Here is a 25,908-nt window from a genome sequence, read left to right as displayed (position 1 = left end):
GGCCAAGACACCTTCACGTACACCATTGCAGACAGTGATGGTTTAGTATCAAACACCGCAACAGTCACCGTTAACATAGGTGCAGTGAATGACCGTCCGGTTGTTGCGAATGATGCGGTGACTACCGATGAAGACACCGTGACAAGTGTGGCCATTTTAGCGAATGATTCAGACGTTGAAGACCAAGGATTTAACGGCGCGAATGTATTGTTAGAAGATAAAGGCGATGGCGTTGGTGAATACAGCTTTGCCAGTGTAAGCGTGAATTTAGATGGTAGTTTAGCCATCACGCCAAAAGCGGATATAAATGGCGTTCACAGCTTTACTTACACAGTGACAGACAGTGAAGGGCTAGCCTCACAAGCAGCCACAGTGACACTGACGATTAACGCTATTAATGACGCACCAGTTGCGCTTGATAATACGGCGCAACTGCAAGAGGAAGGGCAGTTTGAGGTCAACGTACTGGGTAATGACAGTGACGTAGATGAAGGCGACAGTCTGGATGCAAGCAGTGTAACAATTGTGAGTGATGCAGCGAACGGGCAAACGCAAGTGACCAGTGCAGGGGCGATTATTTATACAGCCAATGCCAACTTCTTTGGTGACGACAGCTTTACCTACACAGTAAAAGACAGCCAAGGTGCAGTTTCAAATGTTGCCACAGTGACGATGACAGTAACGTCAGTGAACGACAAACCCGTGGCCAGCGCACAAGCGCAAACACTGGATGAAGATGGTTCAATCTTATTGACGTTAGTCGCGACAGATGTAGACCAAGATACGCTGAGCTATCGCATTGTGGATGAGGTAACAAAAGGAAGCCTAATCCAACAAAGTAATAACAGCTGGCTTTACACCCCGACAGCGAACGCCAATGGCGCAGACAGCTTTACGTTTGTGGCCAATGATGGCGAGGTTGATTCGGATGAAGTCACCGTATCACTAACGATAACCCCGATTAACGACAAGCCAACGCTCGCAGGGCAAGCAGTCTCAACAGATGAAGACACGGCCTTAACCGTGACCTTATCGGGCGAAGACATTGAAGGGCAAAGCCTGAGTTATACCGTGGTGACGGATGCGGTCAATGGCAGCGTAAGCTTAACGGGCAATAGTTTGGTGTACACACCAAACAGTGACTTTAATGGCAGTGACTCAGTCAGCGTTGTCGCCAATGACGGCGAGCTTAATTCAGATGTAGCAAATATTGCAATCACAGTGACGAGCGTTAATGACGCACCGTTGATAAGTGGTACGCCTGCGACGTCAGTGAACGAAGACAGCGGCTATCAATTTATCCCTACAGCAAGTGATACAGACAACGACACCTTAACGTTTAGTATCAGTAACAAACCAAGTTGGTTAAGCTTTAACAGCGCAACGGGCGAATTAAGCGGCACCCCGCTGAATGAGCAAGTAGGCAGTTACAGCAATATAATTATCAGTGTGAGTGATGGCACGCAAACGCAAAGCTTAGCGCCATTTAGCATTACGGTAATCAATACCAATGATGCACCAAGTATCAGTGGGGTACCCGCAACGCAAGTGAACGAGGATGAAGCGTATAGCTTTACACCAAGCGCACAAGACATGGACGGTGATACGCTGAGCTTTAGCATCACGAACAAGCCAAGTTGGGCAAACTTCGATGCAGCGACAGGTCAGCTTAGTGGCACCCCGACAAATGATGATGTAGGCACGCAAGCAGGCATTGTGATCAGCGTCAGTGATGGCAGTATAAGCACTGCGTTACCAGCCTTTAACTTGGAAGTTATTAATATCAATGACGCCCCAGTTCTATCGGGCACACCGAGTACAACCGTAGCAGAAGACAGTGCGTATTTATTCACGCCAACAATCAGTGATGTTGATAACAGTGTGTTTGTGTTCTCTATCAGTAATAAGCCAAGCTGGCTCAATTTTGATGTTAATACTGGCACGCTCAGCGGTACGCCAGCAGATGAACATGTCGGTATACAGCAAGGGATCGTAATAAGTGCATCAGATGGAACTGCGAGCGTAAGCTTACCGGCCTTTGCAATTGAAGTGACAAACACCAACGATGCACCGGTAGGACAAAATGCAACATTCACATTGAATGAAGCACAAACGCTGACGGTGACAAGTGCCAATGGATTGTTAAATAACGCCACTGATGACGACACCGATAGTGGAGATAGTTTATCTTTGGTCATTGTAAGTGAGCCGCAATTTGGTGAACTCTCAGCGCAAGCGGACGGTAGCTTTAGTTATGCTCATAATGGTGGGGAGGATGTCAGCGACAGCTTTACTTATCAAATCAAAGATAGTTCAGGTGAGTTATCACCTTTATACACCGCAACCCTGACAATCAATGCAATAGCAGATGCACCAGTAGCACAAGATGATACCGCGCAGACCAATGAAGACACTGGTGTAACATTTAGTCTGACCAATAACGACACAGACGCCGAAGGCGATATGGTCGTTGCATCTGCTGCCGTGTTAGTGGCGCCTACAAAAGGTAATGTGACCATTGCCAATGGGGTTGCGACATATACACCTGCGCTAAACGAAACAGGCACTGATAGCTTTACGTATACAGTTAAAGACGCGGCAGGAAATACATCAAATACCGCAACAGTGACCATCGATATTACACCTGTCAATGATGCACCGGTTGCGGCTACGATAGTAATTAGTACGCAAGAAGATACGGCATCTGACGCGACAGCACTCAAAGCACAAGCTACCGATGTTGAAGATACAATACCAACAGGCGCAATTACCGTGGTTCGCTCGCCAAGTAAAGGGCAAGTGGTTATTGATGAAACCGCAGGGACCTTTGTATACACACCAAATAGTAATGAAGTAGGCCAAGACACCTTCACGTACACCATTGCAGACAGTGATGGTTTAGTATCAAACACCGCAACAGTCACCGTTAACATAGGTGCAGTGAATGACCGCCCGGTTGTTGCGAATGATGCGGTGACTACCGATGAAGACACCGTGACAAGTGTGGCCATTTTAGCGAATGATTCAGACGTTGAAGACCAAGGATTTAACGGCGCGAATGTATTGTTAGAAGATAAAGGCGATGGCGTCGGTGAATACAGCTTTGCCAGTGTAAGCGTGAATTTAGATGGTAGTTTAGCCATCACGCCAAAAGCGGATATAAATGGCGTTCACAGCTTTACTTACACAGTGACAGACAGTGAAGGGCTAGCCTCACAAGCAGCCACAGTGACACTGACGATTAACGCTATTAATGACGCACCAGTTGCGCTTGATAATACGGCGCAACTGCAAGAGGAAGGGCAGTTTGAGGTCAACGTACTGGGTAATGACAGTGACGTAGATGAAGGCGACAGTCTGGATGCAAGCAGTGTAACAATTGTGAGTGATGCAGCGAACGGGCAAACGCAAGTGACCAGTGCAGGGGCGATTATTTATACAGCCAATGCCAACTTCTTTGGTGACGACAGCTTTACCTACACAGTAAAAGACAGCCAAGGTGCAGTTTCAAATGTTGCCACAGTGACGATGACAGTAACGTCAGTGAACGACAAACCCGTGGCCAGCGCACAAGCGCAAACACTGGATGAAGATGGTTCAATCTTATTGACGTTAGTCGCGACAGATGTAGACCAAGATACACTGAGCTATCGCATTGTGGATGAGGTAACAAAAGGAAGCCTAATCCAACAAAGTAATGACAGCTGGCTTTACACCCCGACAGCGAACGCGAATGGCGCAGACAGCTTTACGTTTGTGGCCAATGATGGCGAGGTTGATTCGGATGAAGTCACCGTATCACTAACGATAACCCCGATTAACGACAAGCCAACGCTCGCAGGGCAAGCAGTCTCAACAGATGAAGACACGGCCTTAACCGTGACCTTATCGGGCGAAGACATTGAAGGGCAAAGCCTGAGTTATACCGTGGTGACGGATGCGGTCAATGGCAGCGTAAGCTTAACGGGCAATAGTTTGGTGTACACACCAAACAGTGACTTTAATGGCAGTGACTCAGTCAGCGTTGTCGCCAATGACGGCGAGCTTAATTCAGATGTAGCAAATATTGCAATCACAGTGACGAGCGTTAATGACGCACCGTTGATAAGTGGTACGCCTGCGACGTCAGTGAACGAAGACAGCGGCTATCAATTTATCCCTACAGCGAGTGATACAGACAACGACACCTTAACGTTTAGTATCAGTAACAAACCAAGTTGGTTAAGCTTTAACAGCGCAACGGGCGAATTAAGCGGCACCCCGCTGAATGAGCAAGTAGGCAGTTACAGCAATATAATTATCAGTGTGAGTGATGGCACGCAAACGCAAAGCTTAGCGCCATTTAGCATTACGGTAATCAATACCAATGATGCACCAAGTATCAGTGGGGTACCCGCAACGCAAGTGAACGAGGATGAAGCGTATAGCTTTACACCAAGCGCACAAGACATGGACGGTGATACGCTGAGCTTTAGCATCACGAACAAGCCAAGTTGGGCAAACTTCGATGCAGCGACAGGTCAGCTTAGTGGCACTCCGACAAATGATGATGTAGGCACGCAAGCAGGCATTGTGATCAGCGTCAGTGATGCGCAGTTAAGTGCTAGCTTAGTATCGTTTTCAATTACGGTTAATGACACAAATGAAGCGCCAGTTGCGCAAAGTATTTCGCTGAGTTTACTTGAAGATAACGCAATTTCGTTTTCACCAACGATAACAGATGCTGATGGGGATGTATTAACATTAGTTATTATGTCACAGCCGCAGTTTGGTACATTAAGTCAGCAAGGAACGTCGTTTACTTACACGCCAAACCTGAACTACTTTGGTGTTGATGGCTTTACGTATTTAGCAAGTGATGGCGCAGAACAATCTGCAGCCGCTACAGCGAGCTTAAATGTAACCTCGGTGAATGACCTTCCTGTGGCAAATCCTGATGTATTCTCGTTTGATGAAAACGAGCAGAACATTTACACGCTTGATGTGCTGGCAAACGACACGGACGCTGATGAGCAGCAATTAAATATAATAGGAGTAAATGCAAGCGTAGGGTCTGTCACTATTGAAAATGGATTGGTTGTTTATAATGCGCAAGCAAGTACGCAGGGTACTATTCAAATTAATTATTTGATTGAAGACCCTGATAAAGCGCGTAGTAAATCAACGGCTAAGTTAACAATAAATCAACTGGACATAGGTTTGCCAACTATTGAAACACCGGCCGATGTTAATGTTAATGCGAAGGGGTTATTTACTAAAGTGAACTTAGGGGTTCCGCTTGCATCCGACAGTCAAGGTAATCGAATCGGGGTATCATTGGTAAGCTCAAATATACTCTTTGCTCCAGGTAGCCATTTAGTGTATTGGAAAGCAGTTGATGGTAATGGACTTGAGGCAATCGCGACACAAAACATTAATATTAATCCACTGATTTCTTTGAGCAAAGATAGTCAAGTTGCTGAAGATCAGACACACATGTTTAGTGTATTCTTAAATGGTGAATCACCTGTATATCCAGTAACTATACCGTATACAGTTTTAGGAACTGCTGATAGTTCAGATCACAATTTAACATCAGGTGAATTAATCATTGAAAGTGGTGTTCAAGGGCGAGTTAACTTCACTGTATTTGCTGACTCAGAGCTTGAAGGCAATGAAACAATTACAATTTCACTGGCTGATACGCTGAACCTAGGCGCGAGATCAACAGCCACGATTACTATTGTTGAAGATAACGTAGCACCAACAATTACAACATCTGTTCATCAAGGTGGGCAAGGTAGATCGTTGGTGACTATCGGTGAGGAACTTGTCACCATTACAGGGCTTGTCGAGGATGTGAATCCAAACGATAACGTTAGCTTGAGTTGGCTATCTATTGATAATGAGCTTATCAATACCAGTACGAATGAGAGTGAATTTACTTTCTCAACACAGTCTCTTACTGCGGGTGTTTACAAAGTATCAGTAACGGCAGAAGATGATGGTGAACCTCGTTTATCAACAACCAAAGAAGTCTATGTTGAGGTTATTGAGGCTCTTGCAACATTAACAGAGCAAGACTCCGATGGAGATTTAATTCCAGACGATCAAGAAGGTTACAGCGATAGCGATAATGACGGTATTCCTGATTACCTTGATGCCATCAGTGAATGTAATGTTATGCAAGAGCAAGCCAAAGATAGTGATGAGTTCTTGGTTGAAGGTGAACCTGGCGTTTGCATCAGAAAAGGGATCACGGTCTCACAAAATGCAACCGGTGGTGTACAATTGCTCGATAGTGAATTGCCAGCAGATAATGATGCGGTAAATATTGGCGGGTTATTTGACTTTATCGCCTCAGGTTTACCTAATGCAGGCGATACTTACAGTATTGTGCTGCCACAAAGAAACCCAATTTCGCAAAACTCGGTTTATAGAAAGCTAAAAGAAGGCGAGTGGGTTGATTTTGTAACAACAGGCGAGAACCAAATACTCTCGGCGGCAGGCGAGCCAGGTTATTGTCCACCACCACGCAGTAATGAATGGACCACAGGGCTAATTGAAGGGTCATGGTGTGTACAACTACAAATTGTTGATGGCGGCCCAAATGATGATGATGGAAAAGCAAACCGCTCTATTGTTGACCCAGGTGGCGTAGCAGTTGCTCGCTCCACAAACCAATTACCGCAAGCTAATCCAGATGAGGTAACGATCGGTGCAGGTGAATCTATTACAATTGATGTATTAAAAAATGATACAGATTTGGATGGTGATTCACTGTCACTTACTGGTGTAACCGTTGATTTTGGCGAAGTGAGTATTGTTGAAAATCAGTTGCTTTATACTCCGCCTGCAGCGTTTGTTGGTGTTGCAACGATTGAGTACAGTATCAGTGATGGACAAGGTGGTACATCAAATAGCACCGCTAAAGTGAACCTTGTAACTAATAATGCACCAACTGCAGTGTTTGATACGGCATCAACAAACGATCAAGTATCAATAGAAATTGACGTACTTCGTAACGATACAGATATAGATGGCGATGAGTTATTTATTGTAAACGCAAAAGCCATGCAAGGAAGTACAGCAATTAATGTAAACGGTACATTGCAGTACACACCAAAAGTTGGCTTTGAAGGAGTGGATACAATTGATTACACTATTAAAGATAGTAAAGGAGCTAAATCAGCGGCGCAAGTTGAAGTCACTGTTAAAGCAGTTAAGTCAGTTGCCATTAGTAATAAATCATCAGGAGGCAGTATGGGAGGCTTAGGGTTATTATTGATTTCAGTGCTTGTTATTAGCCGTAGAAAGTCACTACTACCAGGTTTTGCAATTATTACCACAAGTTGTTTGTTGAGTACTAGTGCAATGGCTGATACATGGTCGATAGAGGGGACCTTAGGACAAGCTAAAGCAAAAAGTGCATTAGCTAAACCAGATAACGACGTAAATTTAATATCAGTGGATGATACAGATACAAGCTGGTCGCTGGGTGTTTATTATGATCTGACTAAAAATTGGCAGGTTGGTTTAAGATACATTGATTTAGGGCAAGGACGTGTTGAGCTAACGGCAGATACAACTAACCCAGACGGTGTTCATATCGACTACTCACGCTACGTACCAGTTCTTCCTAAAGGGATTGCTACTGAAATTGGCTATCGTTTTGAGCCAGTAGAGTCATTAAGTGCAACGTTATTTTTAGGTGCATACCGCCATCAGTATGAAATACAAAGCGGTATTACTGGAGGTGCGATGTTAGAGCATAAAGAACATGACACTAAGCCGTACGCAGGTGCTGCATTAGGTTATTCGGTATATAAAAATACCGAGCTACTACTTAAATACACCTATTATAAAGTGACAAAAAATGATGTTGGTGAGTTATCTGCAGGTGTAAAAGTACGCTTTTAAGATTGACTAAACTATAATCAGCGCCGCCATTAGGCGGCGTTTGATTGTTTAATTGCACAAAAACTATCGTTAAGTTGCTTTGTTTCTATTGAAGAATACCCAGTTCGTGGTATGTTTCTGTGGATTTATAAATTATAGGAATACACTAATGCCTAAGGCGAGTGAAGTTAAAAAAGGTACTGCTATAGAGTTTAATAGCCGCGTGCTAGTTGTTAAAGATATTGTTAGATCTGTACCGCAAGGCCGTGCTGGCGGTAGTTTGTATCGTATGCGTTTATACGATGTAGTCACGGGCAGTAAAGTTGATGAAACATTCAAAGATAGCGATATGCTTAAATTGGCAGATTTAATTCGCCGTGAGTCAATGTTCTCTTACATCGATGGTGAAGAGTATGTATTCATGGATAACGAAGATTATACGCCATACAACTTGAATAAAGAGGCTATCAGCGAAGAAATTTTATTCGTGAACGAAGAAACGCAAGGTGTTCACGTTATAGTCATTGATGGCGCACCTGTGGGCTTAGATTTACCATCAAGTGTTGAATTAGTGGTTGAAGAGACTGACCCATCAATTAAAGGTGCATCTGCGAGCGCACGTTCAAAGCCAGCACGTTTATCAACGGGTTTGATCATTCAAGTGCCAGAGCATATTTCTACGGGTGACCGCATTCGTATTAATACCGCAGAACAAAAATTTATGGGCCGTGCTGAAAAGTAAATCAGACATACCAACGTTATTAAAGTGAGAGAGTCAAACCTCACCACTTTAATGAAATAGGTATAGCGTAGTAATTTAAAACCAGCTTTGGCTGGTTTTTTTTCGCCATCATTTTTAGGGCGTGTTGACCTTTCTTGATTGATTTTGCAGCAGTATGTTTGGTATTTAGGCAAGGCAGAGCCTATGTCGTGTGGTTGTTCCCCATAAATAGGCGATAACGCAGTATAAATGCCAAACATGCGCTGCCCAAAGGGTTCTACCTAGGGGCGATTAACTCTTTGTTGCCTACACGGATGTAGGTAAGGGGCGTGAGCAGGACGCGGAAGCTTTGCTCGATTTTTACTTAGCCCACTAGGTTACAAACCTCGCGCCGCGATTAAATCGCCCCTAAATTGAACAAATTTCAATCCACAAAGGTCAACACGCCCTAGCATAACACTTTAAATTTATTTGAGCTTTGGTTAAACTACCCGCTTGATTTTTGACCTGAATGGTGTTGTTGGTTTGCTTTATTTTTTAATCAGTATTGTGTTTGTTGTTATTATGTATTTAGAAGTGATTAAAAAAGGCATGCCAGTAAAGCGTTGGATAGTCCTTGCAGGGCTGTTAGGCCCTGTAGCGTGGTGTTTATTTAATTTACATTATCGACGTGCTCTTTTACGGTGTAACGGGAGGCAAGCGTGTATTTGGCTGCCTTAAGCTTGATGAACAAGGCTCAGTGCGGATTCACTTTGTTGCTTTTCTAAAAAAACAGTAAACTCAGCTTTAGAGAGCGGCTTAGAGTAATAGTAGCCTTGCATGGTTTCGCAGTTTAACTCTTTTAAAATAGTGATTTGGTCTGCTTGCTCAACGCCTTCAGCAACCACATGGAGATCAAGGTTATGAGCAATCGTTACAATTGAGTCAACCATGTTGCGGCCACGCTCTGTTTTCATGTCGTCTATAAATGCTTTGTCTACTTTTAATGTGTTTAACGGAAATTGTTTTAAATACGCCAGTGATGAATAACCAGTTCCAAAGTCATCCATAGCTAAATGAATTCCCCGTGCGCTAAGTGAGCGCATAATTGAAATGGCATCTTGCGGGTCATCCATTACCGTACCTTCAGTAATTTCGAGCTCTAAAAAGTATGAGGGGAGCTCATTCTTTTGCAGTATAACGTCAATGCGGGTAGTTAAATCAGGTAAACTAAATTGCTTAGCTGAGAGGTTAACGGCAACACGACCGTTGAATAAACCAGCATCTAACCATTCTTTTACATCTCTGCATGACTTGTTTAATACTACTTCACCAATCTCAATTATTTGTCCTGTTTCTTCTGCTATTGGAATAAATACACCAGGACTAATTATCCCTTTTTTAGGGGTGATAAAGCGCACTAATGCTTCCATCCCAGTGAACTTTCCAGTACGAATGTTCATTTTTGGTTGATAATACACTTCAAAATGATCTTCTTTTAAACCAAAACGCATAAGGTTTTCAATTTGTAAGCGTTTAACTGCTTGACGATTCATCGTGTCATTAAAAAACAGGTAGCTATTGCCCTTCTTTTTTGCGTGATACATGGCTGTATCGGCATTTTTAAGCAGCAGTTCAGGGGTATTACCGTCTTCAGGAAATAATACAATACCAACACTTGAAGTGATCACGAGTTCATGACCAGCCATTTTAAATGGAGTGGCTATGGCTGCTAAAAATTGTTTTGCCATGCGGGTAATGGTGTGGATATCGTTTGTACCAGACATAACTAAAGCGAATTCATCGCCGCCTAAGCGATAAAAAACATCTTTTTCTCGTGTTAGTTTATTTAAGCGCATTGCTAATTTTGCTAATAAACTGTCGCCAAGTTGATGGCCTAATGAGTCATTAATTTTTTTAAAATCATCTAAATCAAACACAAGTAAAGCATGGTGCTCATTTTGTCTGGCTAACTTTTTTAAGTTAGTAAAAAATAAGTTTCGATTGGGCAGGCCGGTTGTTCGATCGCGGTTTGATAAGTTATGCAATTGTGATTCGGCTTTTTTACGCTCTGTAAGATCAGAGTAAACGATTACGTAATTACATATTTGATTTTGTTCGTTTTTTATTTCATCAATTGAAATTTCAATCGGTAATAATTTGCGCTCGCTATTGCGTAGTTTTACTTCTTGCTGCCAGTGATCTGTTTGTTTTACGGTATTTTTTATTTCATCTATATAGCTTTGTTCGTAGCCATGCAAAGTAAAAGGTTTGTTTAGGTAGTTATCGCGATTTCCCCCAAATTGACTTAAAAAGCTAGGGTTTAAATCAACTAAATTAAAATCTTTGTCATAAATTGCGAGCGCATCAGTAAGCGACTCAACACATTTTGCAAATAAGTTAAGACGTGCCTCTGTGGATTTCAGTTGGGTGATATCACGCACAGTACCAGTCATGCGCAATGGATTTAGGTTGCCATCTTTTTCGATGATCTTTCCTCTATCAAGCACCCAATGCCAACGGTCTAAGCTATCTTTTATACGGTAGCTGGCTTCAAAAAATGCACTTTGTTCAGCAAAGTGCTGCTTTAATAACAGAGCGACATTTGCAACATCATTTGGGTGAATAAGAGTTTTATTAGGAGGGAAATCACTGGTGGCGTTTTTATCCATCATGTATTTATCATTTATTCTCAACACTGAGCCAGATTTTATATTCCAATCCCACAAAGTGTCTCCACTGCCTTCTACAGTGCTTTTTAAACGATGTTCTGACAACCGCAGTTGCTTTCGGGAACGGCGCAGTCTATATATGGTAAATAGCAGGTACGGTAAAACCAGCGCAACAAAGGCGCTTGGTAAATAGACCATTAAGGTTTGTTGATCAAGAGATTGCTCAGCATAGCTTTGTGGGCTATAGCTGAGAATAAATATGATGAACAGTAATGTTTTAAGTATTATTTTTTTTATTATCATTATGCACTTCTTTATTTAGCACTTGATAATTTAAATGAAGCGCCATGAAGTGTCAAAGAGAATGAGAATAAACAGCCTCTTTTGTCTGTTTTTTCATTTTGGGTACACTTAATAGTTCATATCTTGGTCTATTATCATCAAATGTTGAACGAATATAGATGATCATTTGCGCTAAAGTCAGTTCTTTTAGGGCGTTGAGTAATTTTTTCTGCATATGGAAATGGTGATCTTGGTTTCCAATAGCAAGCCAAAGCCGTTGTGATCTAAGACGTAAGTTCTTATCTTTTTCCGCTATGTGAGTTGTTAGCCCGTGCTTTTGCTGCTGCCACTGCTGTTCATCTAATTGGCTCAATGTAGCTAAAAATTTAGCGATAAACTCATTGTGGCGCTCTAATAGTGTCAATGCTGAGTAATCGGGTGATTGTACATAAAAGGCCATACCAGCGCGGGTATTAAATGGTGCGTAACCTGCGCCAACTAAGTAGCCTAATTGTTGGTTTGTCCGTAGCTCGTTAAAGTAATCTTGATTAATAAGGTGGTTTAGAGCCATCATTTTTACTTTTTCAGCGACCTCATCAGTTTGGGCTTGGTAATAAATGACCATGGCATGATCATTACAGTTAAGCTCTAACTGAGTGCGTGTAATTTTATCTATCTCAAATAATGGGCGTGTTAAATCAGCAATCGTGGCTGACTTTGCCAAATGCTGCGCTACTTTCTTTTGAAATTCTATCGCGTCACTTTCTCGCCAGTTGCCATGTAAAAATGACTCCACATGCAGAGCGTTAAAAAACTCCTTTCTAAAGCAATTAAACTGATGAAAGCTGGTGTCTTTAAGTGCAGTTGCTAACTGCTCTGGTTCTGGGTTCCACGGCATAACTTTAGCGCCAAGCACACTGAATAATTCCCCTACAGGTTTATTTTGATTACTGTTTCGCCAATGACGCACCAATTGTTTTTTATATTCAGCAAAGCGCTTTGCACAAATAGTGACATTAAATAATGCATTAAGTAATTCGTCGACTAATTCTAATTGACTTGATGATAATCCTGCGGTGTGCAGTGTTAATCCACCTTGATGGGACGTTAAGTGATAGCTAAGCCCTGCAAGCTCTGCGGGGTAAAATTGCTCAGCCACACTGTCCATAAATAAATCGGCAAAAAGACGCGTTAATGCCATGTGTTTTATATCTTTAACGGCAAAGTCAGAGTCCATAGCTAAGTAGAAATGACCCTTCGCAACGCGAAATGTATTATCTTGCTTAAACCAAAAGTCAAATCCAGGTTCTTTTACTAATAGTCGAGGGTGCGGCTGTGGTTGATCTAGTTCGTGTAAAGTAACTTCTTTTGTTAAGTATGGGTTTGCAGTTGGCAGTAGCATTTCTGGTAATGGTGTATTTATTTCACATAGGGCTTCAAGCCAGCACGTTGAAATGCTCTCAACACGGTAAGGGGTGTGATACCACTTAGTTTTATGCTCTGGCTCTACATCTGGGTGGATCAACACCAAGCGCATATTATGCGGTGTTAGCCATTGCATCGCCATGTTGTGAGCACTTTCATTAAAGCCCACCATTAAATAATCACCCTGTACGTAATTGGGTTCATCATAATGTTGCATATTGATGCTTAAATTACTGACCCAGTCGATTAAACGGGCTTTTTCTTGATTATCAAATGCAATTTGCAAGAGATTTTTTTTATCTTGATATAAACGAGGCAGCTTATCGACATTTTGATTGATTAAGCAAATATACTCAAATATCATTTCAACAATATCTTCATAGTATTCAATGCCTTCATCGGTTAGCGCCACGCTAATATTAAAGTCTTTAAAGTTACTGCCATTAATTCCGCCACCAGCAGAAAGTGCGTTTATCCAGCCTTGTTCTTTTAAGGTTGAATATAATGACCCTTGCCCTTCATACCCTAGTAAGTGAGCAATAAAACTCACTGTTTTATGGCGATAAAAATCATCAATATTAGGCATGGCAAAACTTACTATGAGCTTTTGCATATGTTTATGTGGTTCAATATGCAGCACTTTAGACAAATCTTGCGGGCGATAGAGTGGCGCTTCAATAACTGGCTTTTTAACTGCTTGGCCTTTTATAGCACCAAATAAAGACGTGACCCAATTTTGCATGGTCGCAATATTTGCGCTTGAACATACAACAAGGCTCATCCACTGGGCTTGATAATAGCGTTCAAAAAAACTTTTAAGTTCGTCGCTGATACATAATGTACGATCAGCTAAGGTTTGTTGATTACCAACTGAAAATTTGGAAAAAGGGTGAGCTGGATTAACGGTTTCTTTGTGGGCTTGATAAATGCGTCTGCCATCGTCTTTAATTTTTAGTTTGAATTCTGCATCAATTGCATTGCGCTCTTTTTCAGTTTCAGCAGGGCTTAGTAATGGCGAGATAAAAAAACGGCTAAATTGTTCAAGTGCGTGTTCGAACTCTTGATCGTTAATATCGAAAAAATAGCAAGTATGTTCAGTGCCTGTCCATGCATTGGTATTACCACCAGCTTGAGATACAAAATTACCAAAGCTTCCCGACTCTGGAAACTTATCTGTCCCTAAAAAAAGCATATGTTCTAAAAAGTGCGCCAGCCCTTGTCTATCAAGAGGATCATCAAAATGACCTGCGTTTACAGCCATCGAAGCGGCGGCTTTGGTTGAATCTTTATCTTGCACTAACAGTACTTTTAGACCATTGTCCAGTGTGAGGGAGTGGTATGTTCTGTTATCATTGCGGCTGATATTCAAATGATGCTCCTGAAACTTAGCGTTTACTTGTTAACAACAGATGATATCTTCAGGACAGCAATTATAGAGCTTGGTTATTTCTTCCTGAATATCATAAGCGATAGGTGGGACGTTGTTTTAATATAGCGGACAAACGGGCAAACTGGCTACTGTTTTATATTCTTTAATCGGTTGATTTTTTATGAAAACAATCCTAATAATGCGCCACGGCGAAGCAACACCGATGCAAGCTGACGATGCAAGTAGAAATTTGACTTTGATTGGTCAACAGCAAGCTGAAAAAATGGGTTTATGGTTGCACGCAACACATGAACCAACAGGCTTATTAGTGAGCCCTTATATACGTGCTCAGCAAACTGCGTTAGAGGTTAAAAAGCATAACCGCTTTTTATTTGAAGAAACCTGTGGTGATATTGTTCCGGAAGCAAATCCACAAGTGGCCGCCGATTATCTTGAAACACTCATTGCGATGCACCCTGAGTGTGATTCATGGCTAGTGGTTGCTCATATGCCAATTGTGAGTTATTTAGTCGATCAATTAAGTATTGGTAATATGCCAATTTTTAATACGGGGGCTGTTGCGGTGCTTAGTTATGATGAAAGTCGTCAAAAAAGCGAATATTTAAGCATTCATGCACCGAGTAACGTTGATGTTTAGCTTTTAAACCAACCCTTTGGGCGTTTCACAGACGCTTACTCTCTACGTTGTTACTTCTTAAAGGGGGCGACCATTATTGCAAAGTAGCGCCTTGATGTTAAGCCCCTGTGAAACGCTGAATTCTGCATCTTGAGCTGGTTTGGGCATACATACCTTGTTTTCAGTCCCAAATTTGCTAAATTAGTGCCAAATTAATTTAGCAGAGATCCCCATGACAATTGAACGTCTTCAAACTGGTGCGCGTATGAGCCGCATCGTAAAACACAACGGCACTGTCTATTTATGTGGCCAAGTGTGTGCTGATGCTGAAAAAAACATCACTGAACAAACGCAAACCATGCTTGATAAAGTAGAGTTACTTTTAAATGAAGCTGGTAGCTCAAAAGAGCATATGCTCAGCGCCACAATTTATGTAAAAAGTATGGAATATTTTGCCGATATGAATACGGTTTGGGATGCATGGGTACCACAAGGGCATGCACCTGCACGTGCATGTGTTGAAGCTAAAATGGCGCGTGATGCCCTGTTAGTTGAGATTTCAGTTGTTGCAGCACTTAAGTAATCAGCATGCTATTGAACGGCTAATTTGTGCTTTTAATAAAGCAACAGGCCGTTCATTGCAAACACTGCCAGCGTGGTATTTTTGCGATAATGAAATTGATGCTAATGACTGCGCTAATTTAGTGCTACAAAATATTAAAACAGCCACCACAACATCACTTTATTGGTTTGAGCATAATAACGAAGCGTTACCTACCGCTGGTGATTTAAATATTTTCACCGATTGGCAAGGCAACCCCCTTGGTATTATCGAAACCACACATGTCGCCATAATACCTTATAATGAAATCACTGCACAGTACGCCGCTTTAGAAGGTGAGGGTGATAAAAGCCTCGCTTATTGGCAAAAAGTCCATTGGGCTTACTACCAGCGTGAACTTGCTGGCACTGATTTTTCACGCAGTGAAACAATGCCGTTAGTGTGTGAGCAATTTAAACGGGTGTTCGTTGTATAAAAGGACTGATAATGAAAGCCAACCCCGTAGTGCTTATAACAGGTGCCAGCAGAGGCATAGGCGCGGCGACTGCACTTTATTTTGCACGCCATGGCTATGATGTATGCATTAATTACAAAGCCAATCAGCAAAGCGCCGAAAAAGTAGCAGAGCAAGTACGCCGCGTGGGAAGGCGCGCAGAATTAGTGCAGGCTGATGTATCAAAAGAAGCAGACGTTGTTGCTATGTTTCAATCACTGGATAAGCTGTTTGGTAAGCTCACAGTGCTTGTTAATAACGCGGGTATTTTAAAGCCACAAATGCGGTTACTTGATATGGATGCTGGACGAATTAACGAAGTATTAAGCACAAACGTAACCAGTGCTTTTTTATGCTCTCGCGAGGCAATTAAGCGTATGAAAGCAGGCGGCAGCATTGTTAATGTTTCATCGGCTGCATCACGCACTGGCTCTCCAAACGAATACATTGATTATGCTGCATCAAAAGGGGCTATGGATACATTAACCGTTGGCTTAGCTAAAGAGGTTGCGGGGCAAAAAATTAGAGTGAATTCAGTTAGACCTGGGCTTATTTACACCGATATGCACCGTGATGGCGGCGAAGTCAATCGCGTAGAACGTCTTAAGGATAAACTGCCGTTGGGTCGAGGTGGGCAACCAGAAGAAGTCGCTGCTGCAATTTATTTTTTAGCGTCTGATCAAGCGTCTTTTACAACAGGTAGTTTTATTGATGTCGCTGGCGGTTTATAAAAAGCTATAATAATACTGATAACCAAAAGCTAAAGCTAAATACACTTAATACCGTTGAAATAACGACGGTACTTGCCAGCGTAGCTTGATGCTGTTTTATTTGGCAAGCAATCAAATACGCATTTACACCCAAAGGTGATGCGCTTAATAATACCAGCACATTTAACAGTGCAGGCTGGAGTTGAAATATTGTTTTACCTATTAAAAATACTAAGCTGGGTAAAATGAATAGCTTTAGTATGGAAGCAATAATGGCGCCGCGCCAATTTTCAGCTACTTTGTAAAATGCTAAATTAGCCCCTAACACAAAAAGCGCACACGGGATTGCTGGCTGAGCTAAAAGCGTTAAACCTGTGTTTAAATTATCAAATAGTGATATGCCAGCTGTATTAACTGCTATGCCACTGCTGATACTTAAGACCACAGGATTGAGTAGCATGTTTTTAGCAAATTTTGACCAAGAAAAAGCGTGCTTACTCCCTTTGGCGCTTATTAAAAAAGTAAAGGTAAACAGCAGCGCACTATGAAAGGTAATGATCATAAAAATGATCCCCATCATTTGATCGCCCATGGCTGCAATAATAATGGGCAACCCGACTAACACGGTATTTGAGTAGCTACTGCCCAAAGCAAACACGCTATGGCGTTCATAATGAGATTGTTTAGATAAATAAAAGCGATCAATTACCAACGCGAGTAAGAAGATAAGTATGACGGGGATATAAAAGCTCAAAAAGCCATACAAGCTCACACTATTTTGTAAATCAGCTTTGGCCATGTTTAAAAATAAAAATGCTGGAACACTAATATAAAAAGTAAATTTACTTAAGCCTTCAACATGCCTTTGCGACAAAAATGTGCTGCGGCTACAAATAAACCCACATAAAACAAGAAAGATCAGTGGAAAGATAATCGAAAAAATATGCACTGACCAGTGGCCTTAATATGGGTTAATTAACGTCTAAACTCATCGCTTTGCGGTAAATTTATTAATATAAGTACTGCGCCTTTACCGCCATACTCAAGAGGTGCTTGGTGCATTGCTATCACATCAGGGTGCTGTACTAAATATTGTGGTACTTTGTGCCTAAGGATATGCCCACCAATGCCATGCACAACGCATGCACAATAATAATGTTTCTTTTTACACTCATGAAGCAGCCCCGCGAGTTCATCTTTGGCTACTTCTTTATTTAATCCGTGCAAGTCGAGTGTGAGATCAGGCACAAAGTCACCTCTGCGTAGCTGTTTAGCTAAAAAGCGATCTTGACCATCTTGAACATAATTAACTGTGCCATTGGTATCAATATCGGGCACATATTCATCAGAGAAGAAAAATTCTGACTGATGTTGCTTTTTTTGCTGGGCAAATTGCTTAGCTTGTGACACTTTAGGTTTATTGGTAAAGCGGTGAGTGTCTTGTTTAAAAACGCGCGCACCACTGATACTTTGACGAAACAAGTCAATGTCATCAGTGCTAATAGGGCTGTTTGAATGGGGATCTTTTTTCATAGCGGCAGTCTAAACAAAAAAACGCAAAAAATCGAGTTAAAAGGCGTTACAATAAGTAGGGCAATCATGAGGCCGATGATGGCCTCGGTTGGATTAATAATTTTGAAAGTAGCAGGCAGATAACACACATGAGCGAATTACTAATAGAAGAAGCAACCTTAGATGAAGCTGTGGCAGAACTTTCAACGTTACACGATTGGTTACGATGGACCACAAGTCAGTTTGCCAGCAGTGGTATCTTTTTTGGACACGGTACAGATAACGCCTGGGATGAAGCGGTCAGTTTATTATTACCAGCATTAAGCTTACCAATAGATGCACCAAAAGAGTTGATGCATGCGCGCTTAACTAGCACCGAAAAAAATCGCTTAGCGGGTCTGATTGCAGAACGCATTAACGACTGTACACCAGTACCTTATCTTACAAATATTGCATGGTTTGCGAATATGCAGTTTTATGTAGATGAGCGTGTATTGATCCCTCGTTCTCCATTTGCAGAGCTTATTAATAACCGCTTTACGCCATGGCTTGAAGAGCCAGAATCAGTCAACCGCATTTTAGACTTATGTACAGGGTCGGGTTGTATCGCTATTGCTTTGGCACAAGCTTTTGAGCAAGCACAAGTAGACGCGGTTGATATCTCTTATGAAGCCCTTGAAGTGGCAGATATCAACATCACAGATTACCAATTAAGTGATCGCGTATTACCGATTCAATCTGATGTATTTAGTGGCGTTCCAGGACAAAAATATGACCTGATCGTTGCAAATCCGCCATACGTTGATGCAGAAGATATGGCTGATTTACCTCGCGAATTTCACCATGAACCAGAGCTAGGCTTGGCATCTGGTCACGATGGTTTAGATGTAACGCGTACTATATTGAGCGATGCAGCAGAGCATCTAACTGATAACGGTTTGTTATTTGTCGAAGTAGGTAACTCTATGGTACATATGGATGCACTTTACCCAGGTGCGCCGTTTGAATGGGTTGAATTTGAACAAGGCGGTCTTGGCGTATTTGTGATCAGTAAAAAACAATTAGTAGCGTATTTTGCTGACTGATCACACTAAAATTAAAGCCGAGCCTTAGGCTCGGTTCTCAGTAGTCATTAGGAATGAGGAAAGCAATGGCAGGTAATAGCATTGGGCAGTTATTTAAAGTGTCCACCTTTGGCGAAAGCCACGGCGTTGCCTTAGGCGGTGTTGTGGATGGTACGCCCGCAGGCCTTGAAATCACAGAGGCCGATTTACAAATCGATTTAGATCGTCGTAAACCAGGACAAAGCCGTTATACAACGCAGCGCCGTGAAGACGATCAGATCAAAATTCTTTCAGGTGTATTTGAGGGTAAAACCACGGGCACTAGCATTGGTTTACTGATTGAAAACACCGATCAACGTTCAAAAGATTACGGAAAAATCAAAGACGTATTTCGCCCAGGTCATGGTGATTACACTTATTGGCATAAATACGGGCTACGTGATTACCGCGGCGGTGGTCGTTCATCGGCACGAGAAACCGCTATTCGCGTTGCAGCCGGTGCAATAGCTAAAAAATACCTAAAACAATTTCATGGTATTGAAGTACGTGCGTGTTTAAGTCAACTTGGGCCAATTAAAGCCGAAAATTACGATTGGGATGAAGTTGAAAATAACCTTTTCTTTTTCCCAGATGCAAGCAAGTTAGACGCACTTGATGAATATATGCGCGACCTTAAAAAGCAAGGTGATTCAGTGGGGGCAAAAGTCAAAGTGGTTGCTAAAAACGTACCGGTTGGCTTAGGCGAACCAGTATTTGACCGCCTAGACGCAGAGCTTGCGCATTCACTAATGAGCATTAACGCAGTCAAAGGCGTTGAAATAGGTGATGGTTTTGATGTGGTAGAGCAAAAAGGTTCGCAGCACCGCGATGAACTTACACCTGAAGGTTTTACATCAAACCATGCCGGTGGCGTACTTGCAGGTATATCTACAGGGCAAGATATCATTGCTTCAATTGCGCTTAAGCCAACATCGAGTATTACTATTCCCGGTAACAGTATTAACACCGAGAACGAAGCGGTTGAGATGATCACTAAAGGCCGCCATGATCCCTGTGTAGGCATTCGTGCAATCCCGATTGCTGAGGCGATGATGGCTATCACCTTAATGGATCATTTATTGCGCCAGCGTGGACAAAACCCACATGTAAACCACGAACATGGGCCAATTAAAGGCTCAGTTTAGGTATTTATAACACAATAAGTATTACTAACTAAAAGCGCGTTAAACGCGCTTTTTTGCTTTTTACGATTTAAATACAGCTTTCAGGATTAGTTCAACTTCACATTTGTATAATTTTTTTGGAGGTTATTACTATGCAAAATTCTACTTATATAAATACAGAGCAAGTTAAGCAAACTAAACAAAAAGCAACACTTGCAAGATTAGAGCGTTTTAGTCAGATAACCGATAGCAGTATCCGAATCCCCTTTACCAATTTTAAATTCGGGGTTGACGCATTAATTGGCCTTGTACCTTTTATTGGAGATGTAGCAGGCTTAATTCTATCGACCTATATATTATTTGAGGCTCAAAAATTAGGCGTAAGCTGGCATATTAAACTACGTATTCTATTCAATATGGCTATAGATTTTATAGGTGGGCTAGTGCCTGTGTTTGGGGATATTTTTGATGCATTTTTCAAGGCCAACACTCGTAATACGCGTTTGTTAAAAAATCATATAACTAAACAGTTAAAAGCAAAGGGGATTGAAAACTAAAATAAGCTTATTAGGATTAAAGTTTTGATGAGTTATTGCACAGTTGTAGGTATATTGAGTTTCATCTACAAACAGGATTTTAAAATGCAATTATTTATCGGTAATAAAAACTATTCTACCTGGTCGCTTAGAGCGTGGTATTTAATGAGTAAATTCAATATGGATTTTACTGAGGAGCAGTTGGTACTCGACACTCCTGAGTTTTATAAAACACTTAGTACTCGATTTGATGTGCAAAAAGTTCCCGCATTAATAGATGGTGGTTTGCACGTATGGGACTCTCTCGCAATTTGTGAATACATCAACGATGCTTATCTAGCTGGTTCAGCCTGGCCGAAAGATATAGCTCAGCGAGCCAAAGCGCGTAGTTTAAGCGCCGAAATGCATTCAGGGTTTATAGCGTTACGTAATGAAATGCCAATGAATATTCGTGCAACTCGTTTTGTTGAGCTATCTGATACTGCTAAAAATGATATAACACGTATAGATGAAATTTTTACGCAACAACAAGCCGATTACCCAAATGCTTGGCTATTCGGTGAATTTAGTATTGTTGATGCTATGTACGCGCCTATTGTACTGCGCTTAGAAACTTATCAAATTAATTTATCCGAAGCGGCAACTCGCTATACTGAGCAAGTGATGAATTGCCCAGTATTGCAAAGCTGGATAAAACAAGCACTAACAGAAACAGATATTGTCGAATGTGATGAAGCTGGCGTTGATGTTTAACTTGTTTTGCTAACCTATATGGCTTTTTACTTTCCTTTGAAAAGCCAGTACAATTCGCCACGTTTTTAATTGCATTAGCAGTATTATATCAAGGTGAGTTATCGAGTTTTTATGCATCAAATCGCCGATTTAATTTCTATTTTTGATAGCACTTTTTACCAAAGCCACAATACGCGCTTAATAAAAGGTGAGCATGAGCCAATTTATACGCCTGCTAACGAGCATACGTCATATCATCAAATCGTATTTGCCCATGGCTTTTACGCCAGTGCTCTGCATGAAATTGCGCATTGGTTAGTCGCGGGTGATAAACGCAGGCTTTTAGAAGACTATGGGTACTGGTATTGCCCAGACGGGCGAGATGCATCTCAACAAGCTGAATTTGAATCTGTTGAAGTTAAACCACAAGCAATAGAGTGGGCACTAAGCGCAGCGGCGGGGTTTGATTTTAATGTCTCTGTTGATAATTTAAATGGTGAGCAAACATGTCGTTTTGATTTTCAAGCACGTGTGCATCAGCAGTTAATCCAGTTTTTAGATGATGGTTTTAATCCGCGTACTAGTGCTCTTTTAAACGCATTAAGTAAATTTTATAACACGCCGTGGCCATTGAGTACGGCGCAGTTTTTATGGCAACATCCACAGGAGCTTTGTAATGGCGTTTAAATTAGGATTAATTGTTAATCCTGTTGCGGGTTTAGGTGGTAGTGTGGCGCTCAAAGGCAGTGATGGTGCTGACACTGCAGCCAAAGCGATTAAGCTTGGGGCGCAACCAAAAGCAAATTTACGAACTCAAGCTGCACTTGAAGTATTAACACCTTATCAGAACCAGCTTACTGTTTATACTGCCAATGGTGCAATGGGCGAGCATACAGCCAAAGAGCTTGGCTTTACCACTGAAGTTATTTATTACAGTGAACATGTTACTACCTCTGTGGACACAGAGCAGGCTGCAAAAGCATTATTAGAATTAGGTGTCGATCTTATTTTATTTGCTGGAGGCGATGGCACAGCCCGTAATATTTGTCATGCGGTTGAAGACAATGTCCCTGTGCTTGGTATTCCAGCAGGATGCAAAATTCATTCAGGTGTGTACGCTATTACGCCAAAAGCAGCAGGGCGTGTAGTTGAAATGCTGGTTAAAGGGGAACTTGTTACTCTTGGTGATGCCGATGTTATGGATATTGACGAAGATGCGTTTCGCCAAGGCACAGTAAAAGCAAAACGTTATGGTGAAATGCAAGTACCGAGTGAAGTGCGTTATGTGCAAGCTGTAAAAAATGGTGGCAAAGAAACCGATGAACTTGTATTGGCTGATATAGCCGCACATGTTGTGAGTGAAATGGAAGAAGACACGCTCTATATTATGGGCAGTGGCTCAACAGTTGAAGCGGTGATGCAAGAGATGGGCCTTGAAAACACGCTATTAGGTGTCGACTTGGTCGAAGATCAGCAGCTGATTGGGCGCGACCTTACTGCACAAAAGCTACTTGAATTAACAAAAAATCGAAAAACCAAGTTAGTGATCACGCTTATCGGTGGTCAAGGTCATATTTTTGGTCGCGGTAACCAACAATTAAGTCCAGCGCTTATTCGCGCGGTTGGTACACACAACATTATAGTGGTGGCAACAAAAACCAAACTACAGGCTTTAAATGGCCGTCCTCTCATTAGCGATACTGGCGATACTGAGTTGGATGATGAATTAAGCGGTTATATTCGTGTTACAAGCGGATTTAACGACCATATTATGTATGCAGTAGGCCACCAAGATTAATGGCTAACACACTGCAAAATCAGGAGAAGTAAGTAATGAGTTTAGTAAGCTATATAGATGCAGCCCAGCAGTATTTTGACGACTTAGTGATCAAAGCCACTGATGATGAGCTTTTTGCCGGTGGTTATTTACGCGGTCACTTTGATTTGGCAGTAGGGTATGCGCAAGTTGAAGAGCTCAACTTAGAAGTGTCAGAACTCAACGAGACGGTCGAAAAAAGCTTAGTAAAAGCGTATCGCAATGGCGAATTAAATGAAGATGACAAAACACTGGTTGTGAGAATTTGGGAAGAAGTAAAAGCGCTCGCATAATTTGTTCTAAGGTAACAGAAATAAAAACGGCAATCTTGCCGTTTTTTTGTGCTTTTTTATAATTCCGTCCCTAAAAACGCATTTTTATGTTTACTTAAAATTTACCTAAAGCGGCATTTACGGTAATGTAGCAAAGTATTAATTCTAGGGAACAAGCGAAATGAATAATAATAATGATGTGGCAATGCCAACAGGTGTTGTTGCTCGATTTTTAAACTTTGTTGAACGGGTGGGTAATAAGCTACCTGATCCGGCAATTATATTTTTGTTTGCCATGTTATTAATTTGGTTTTTATCATGGTGGTTTTCTGGCGTAAGTTTTGACGCCATTGATCCACGTACTGGTGAAGCCATTATAATTAACAACATGCTGGCAAGTGATTCTTTGGCCACTTTTTTATCTTCTATGGTAAAAACGTTTACAGGTTTTGCACCGTTAGGCGTGGTATTAGTGGCTATGCTAGGTGTAGGTGTTGCTGAACATTCAGGTTTCATCAATACTGGCCTTAAGCTAATGCTTAAAGTAACTCCGCAAAAGTTATTAACTCCTTCGATTATCCTAGTTGCTATTGTTAGCCATACAGCAACCGATGCTGGTTATGTATTGGTTATACCATTAGCGGGTGTGATTTTTTACGCTGCAGGACGCCATCCTCTTGCCGGTATTGCAGCCGCATTTGCAGGGGTAAGTGGTGGCTTTGGGGCTAACTTTATTCCATCAGGAATTGATCCACTATTACAAAGCTTTACGCAAAGTGCAGCGCAAATAATTAACCCTACAATGACGGTAAACCCATTAAATAACTGGGCATTTGCATCGGCGTCAAGTTTGTTTATCGTATTAGTAGGCTGGTATATCACTGATAAAATTATCGAACCACGTTTACAAAAAACAAAAGTTGATGGCGCAGAAGAAGACTTACCCGTATTTGAAGATGCGCGCAGTGATGAAAAACGTGCCTTTTTTATTGCAAGTAGCGTGATGATAGCAGGTCTTGCATTGTTAGCGTTTGTTTCAGCACCAGCAGATTCTGCAATGCGCAGCAGTGATGGCTCGCTTACTAATTTTAGTTCGCCTTTAATGCAGTCAATTGTGCCGTTAATCTTTTTACTCTTTTGGATCCCGGGTGCTGTATATGGCTTTACAGTCGGCACGTTTAAAACCACCAAAGACATGATAGATGCTATGAGTAAAGCCATGAATGGCATGGCGTACTATATTGTTATGGCGTTCTTCTGTTCGTTATTTATTGCCGCATTTAGTAAATCAAACTTAGGTGCATTACTGGCTATTGAAGGCGCGCAGCTTTTAAAAGCGATGGAATTACCCAGTGCTGTAACTGTCGTTGGCATCATCTTTTTAACAGGCTTTGTTAACTTATTTGTAGGCTCAAGCTCAGCTAAGTGGGCGCTGCTAGGTCCTGTATTTGTGCCGATGCTAATGCAGTTGGGCATTTCACCCGATCTAACGCAAGCAGCTTATAGGGTTGGAGACTCAAGCTCTAATATCATTACACCGCTTATGCCTTACTTTCCGCTAGTTGTTGTTTACTGCCAAAAGTATGTCAAAGGCACCGGAATCGGCACGCTCATTGCGTTGATGCTGCCATACTCAATCGCCTTTATGATTGGCTGGAGCTTATTTTTACTCGGCTACTGGGCACTTGGTTTACCGCTAGGAATAGACGCAAGTTATGTTTATCCAGCCGTAGCGCCTTAGATATTGGAATAATCATTTAAAAAATAGCCCCACCATGAAAATGATGGGGCTTTTTTGTTTCATAATTTTAAGATAAGCCATATTCTTCGCTTTTTAATATGGAAAGCGAATGCGTGTCTTTTCTACAATAGCATTAACATTATATAGAGCATGGAGAATAATAAAGAGCGTGACTTGTAAGGTTTTATTTAATTAAGTAGTCACATTAATAAAGGATTAAAATGAATAGGGACGTTAGCCTTCATACTAATAAATGAATGGAAGAAATGTTTTTTTGGGGAGAGGGTAAACCCCTTTCTTGGTTTTTAATAAGATACAAGTGAGCAGTGTTGTCCATTAAGTAA

The 25,908-nt window shown here is 41.6% G+C and carries 18 protein-coding genes; 14 read left to right on the top strand and 4 right to left on the bottom strand.

Translation table 11 applies throughout. The features are described 5' to 3' along the window. Positions 1-7,899, top strand: a 7,899-nt coding sequence (locus ACJJVX_RS17065) for an Ig-like domain-containing protein (protein WP_405632571.1), incomplete at its 5' end; no start/stop codon positions are given. Positions 7,900-8,047: 148 nt separating this feature from the next. Continuing rightward, entirely contained in the window at positions 8,048-8,620 is a 573-nt protein-coding gene (gene yeiP, locus ACJJVX_RS17060) for an elongation factor P-like protein YeiP (protein ID WP_054206052.1), read from the top strand. A 695-nt stretch (positions 8,621-9,315) separates the two neighbouring features. Here yeiP and ACJJVX_RS17055 read toward each other — a convergent pair. Then, the gene (locus tag ACJJVX_RS17055; RefSeq protein WP_054206050.1) at positions 9,316-11,553 is read right to left on the bottom strand and encodes an EAL domain-containing protein; all 2,238 of its coding nucleotides are present in this window, start codon (positions 11,551-11,553) and stop codon (positions 9,316-9,318) included. Between the two features lie 52 nt (positions 11,554-11,605). Next, positions 11,606-14,326, bottom strand: coding sequence for an insulinase family protein (locus tag ACJJVX_RS17050; RefSeq protein ID WP_405632568.1), 2,721 nt, complete (start codon positions 14,324-14,326; stop codon positions 11,606-11,608). Between the two features lie 181 nt (positions 14,327-14,507). Between ACJJVX_RS17050 and sixA the strand changes: the two genes are divergently transcribed. The 4 genes from sixA to ACJJVX_RS17030 all read left to right on the top strand — a co-directional run bounded on the left by sixA (position 14,508) and on the right by ACJJVX_RS17030 (position 16,749). Beyond that, positions 14,508-14,984, top strand: a complete 477-nt coding sequence (gene sixA / locus ACJJVX_RS17045; protein ID WP_054206048.1) for a phosphohistidine phosphatase SixA — start codon at positions 14,508-14,510, stop codon at positions 14,982-14,984. Between the two features lie 211 nt (positions 14,985-15,195). Continuing rightward, positions 15,196-15,546 carry a RidA family protein gene (locus tag ACJJVX_RS17040; protein WP_054455223.1) on the top strand — a complete coding sequence of 117 codons (351 nt, stop codon included), beginning with the start codon at positions 15,196-15,198 and terminating at the stop codon, positions 15,544-15,546. After that, positions 15,527-16,000: an ASCH domain-containing protein gene (locus ACJJVX_RS17035; protein WP_405632564.1), complete on the top strand. Its 474-nt coding sequence runs from the start codon at positions 15,527-15,529 to the stop codon at positions 15,998-16,000. Before ACJJVX_RS17040 ends, ACJJVX_RS17035 begins: the two co-directional genes overlap by 20 nt. A gap of 11 nt (positions 16,001-16,011) precedes the next feature. Beyond that, positions 16,012-16,749 (top strand): SDR family oxidoreductase, encoded by a 738-nt coding sequence (locus ACJJVX_RS17030; protein WP_405632562.1) that lies wholly within the window; start codon positions 16,012-16,014, stop codon positions 16,747-16,749. A gap of 4 nt (positions 16,750-16,753) precedes the next feature. On the opposite strand, the gene ACJJVX_RS17025 is transcribed toward ACJJVX_RS17030, so the two are convergent. Both ACJJVX_RS17025 and smrB read right to left on the bottom strand, forming a co-directional pair. Next, a complete protein-coding gene (locus ACJJVX_RS17025; protein ID WP_405632559.1) occupies positions 16,754-17,677 on the bottom strand; it encodes an AEC family transporter in 924 nt (307 codons plus the stop codon). A 26-nt stretch (positions 17,678-17,703) separates the two neighbouring features. Further along, entirely contained in the window at positions 17,704-18,261 is a 558-nt protein-coding gene (gene smrB / locus ACJJVX_RS17020; protein ID WP_054206043.1) for an endonuclease SmrB, read from the bottom strand. Positions 18,262-18,389: 128 nt separating this feature from the next. Here smrB and prmB point away from each other — a divergent pair, with 128 nt between their 5' ends. The 8 genes from prmB to ACJJVX_RS16980 all read left to right on the top strand — a co-directional run bounded on the left by prmB (position 18,390) and on the right by ACJJVX_RS16980 (position 25,564). Beyond that, complete coding sequence (gene prmB, locus ACJJVX_RS17015) at positions 18,390-19,325, top strand: 50S ribosomal protein L3 N(5)-glutamine methyltransferase (RefSeq protein WP_054206042.1); 936 nt, start codon at positions 18,390-18,392, stop codon at positions 19,323-19,325. A gap of 65 nt (positions 19,326-19,390) precedes the next feature. Continuing rightward, on the top strand, positions 19,391-20,488 hold the full coding sequence (gene aroC / locus ACJJVX_RS17010) for a chorismate synthase (RefSeq protein WP_054206041.1): 1,098 nt from the start codon (positions 19,391-19,393) through the stop codon (positions 20,486-20,488). 131 nt (positions 20,489-20,619) lie between these two features. After that, the gene (locus tag ACJJVX_RS17005; RefSeq protein WP_054206040.1) at positions 20,620-21,024 is read left to right on the top strand and encodes a DUF4112 domain-containing protein; all 405 of its coding nucleotides are present in this window, start codon (positions 20,620-20,622) and stop codon (positions 21,022-21,024) included. A gap of 84 nt (positions 21,025-21,108) precedes the next feature. Then, entirely contained in the window at positions 21,109-21,756 is a 648-nt protein-coding gene (locus ACJJVX_RS17000) for a glutathione S-transferase family protein (RefSeq protein WP_405632554.1), read from the top strand. A gap of 111 nt (positions 21,757-21,867) precedes the next feature. Then, positions 21,868-22,422, top strand: a complete 555-nt coding sequence (locus ACJJVX_RS16995; protein ID WP_054455215.1) for an elongation factor P hydroxylase — start codon at positions 21,868-21,870, stop codon at positions 22,420-22,422. Next, positions 22,412-23,533 (top strand): ATP-NAD kinase family protein, encoded by a 1,122-nt coding sequence (locus tag ACJJVX_RS16990; RefSeq protein WP_054206037.1) that lies wholly within the window; start codon positions 22,412-22,414, stop codon positions 23,531-23,533. The genes ACJJVX_RS16995 and ACJJVX_RS16990 overlap by 11 nt, the downstream gene beginning before the upstream one ends. Before the next feature lie 35 nt (positions 23,534-23,568). Beyond that, positions 23,569-23,844 (top strand): YfcL family protein, encoded by a 276-nt coding sequence (locus ACJJVX_RS16985; RefSeq protein ID WP_054206036.1) that lies wholly within the window; start codon positions 23,569-23,571, stop codon positions 23,842-23,844. A gap of 160 nt (positions 23,845-24,004) precedes the next feature. Next, positions 24,005-25,564, top strand: a complete 1,560-nt coding sequence (locus ACJJVX_RS16980) for an AbgT family transporter (protein ID WP_054455213.1) — start codon at positions 24,005-24,007, stop codon at positions 25,562-25,564. Positions 25,565-25,908 lie beyond the last annotated feature (344 nt).

The sequence above is a fragment of the Pseudoalteromonas sp. Ld20 genome (assembly GCF_045064175.1).
Classification (GTDB): domain Bacteria; phylum Pseudomonadota; class Gammaproteobacteria; order Enterobacterales; family Alteromonadaceae; genus Pseudoalteromonas; species Pseudoalteromonas neustonica.
The sequence above is the reverse complement of the archived record's forward strand: the minus strand, read 5'-3'. Positions and strand labels throughout refer to the sequence as shown.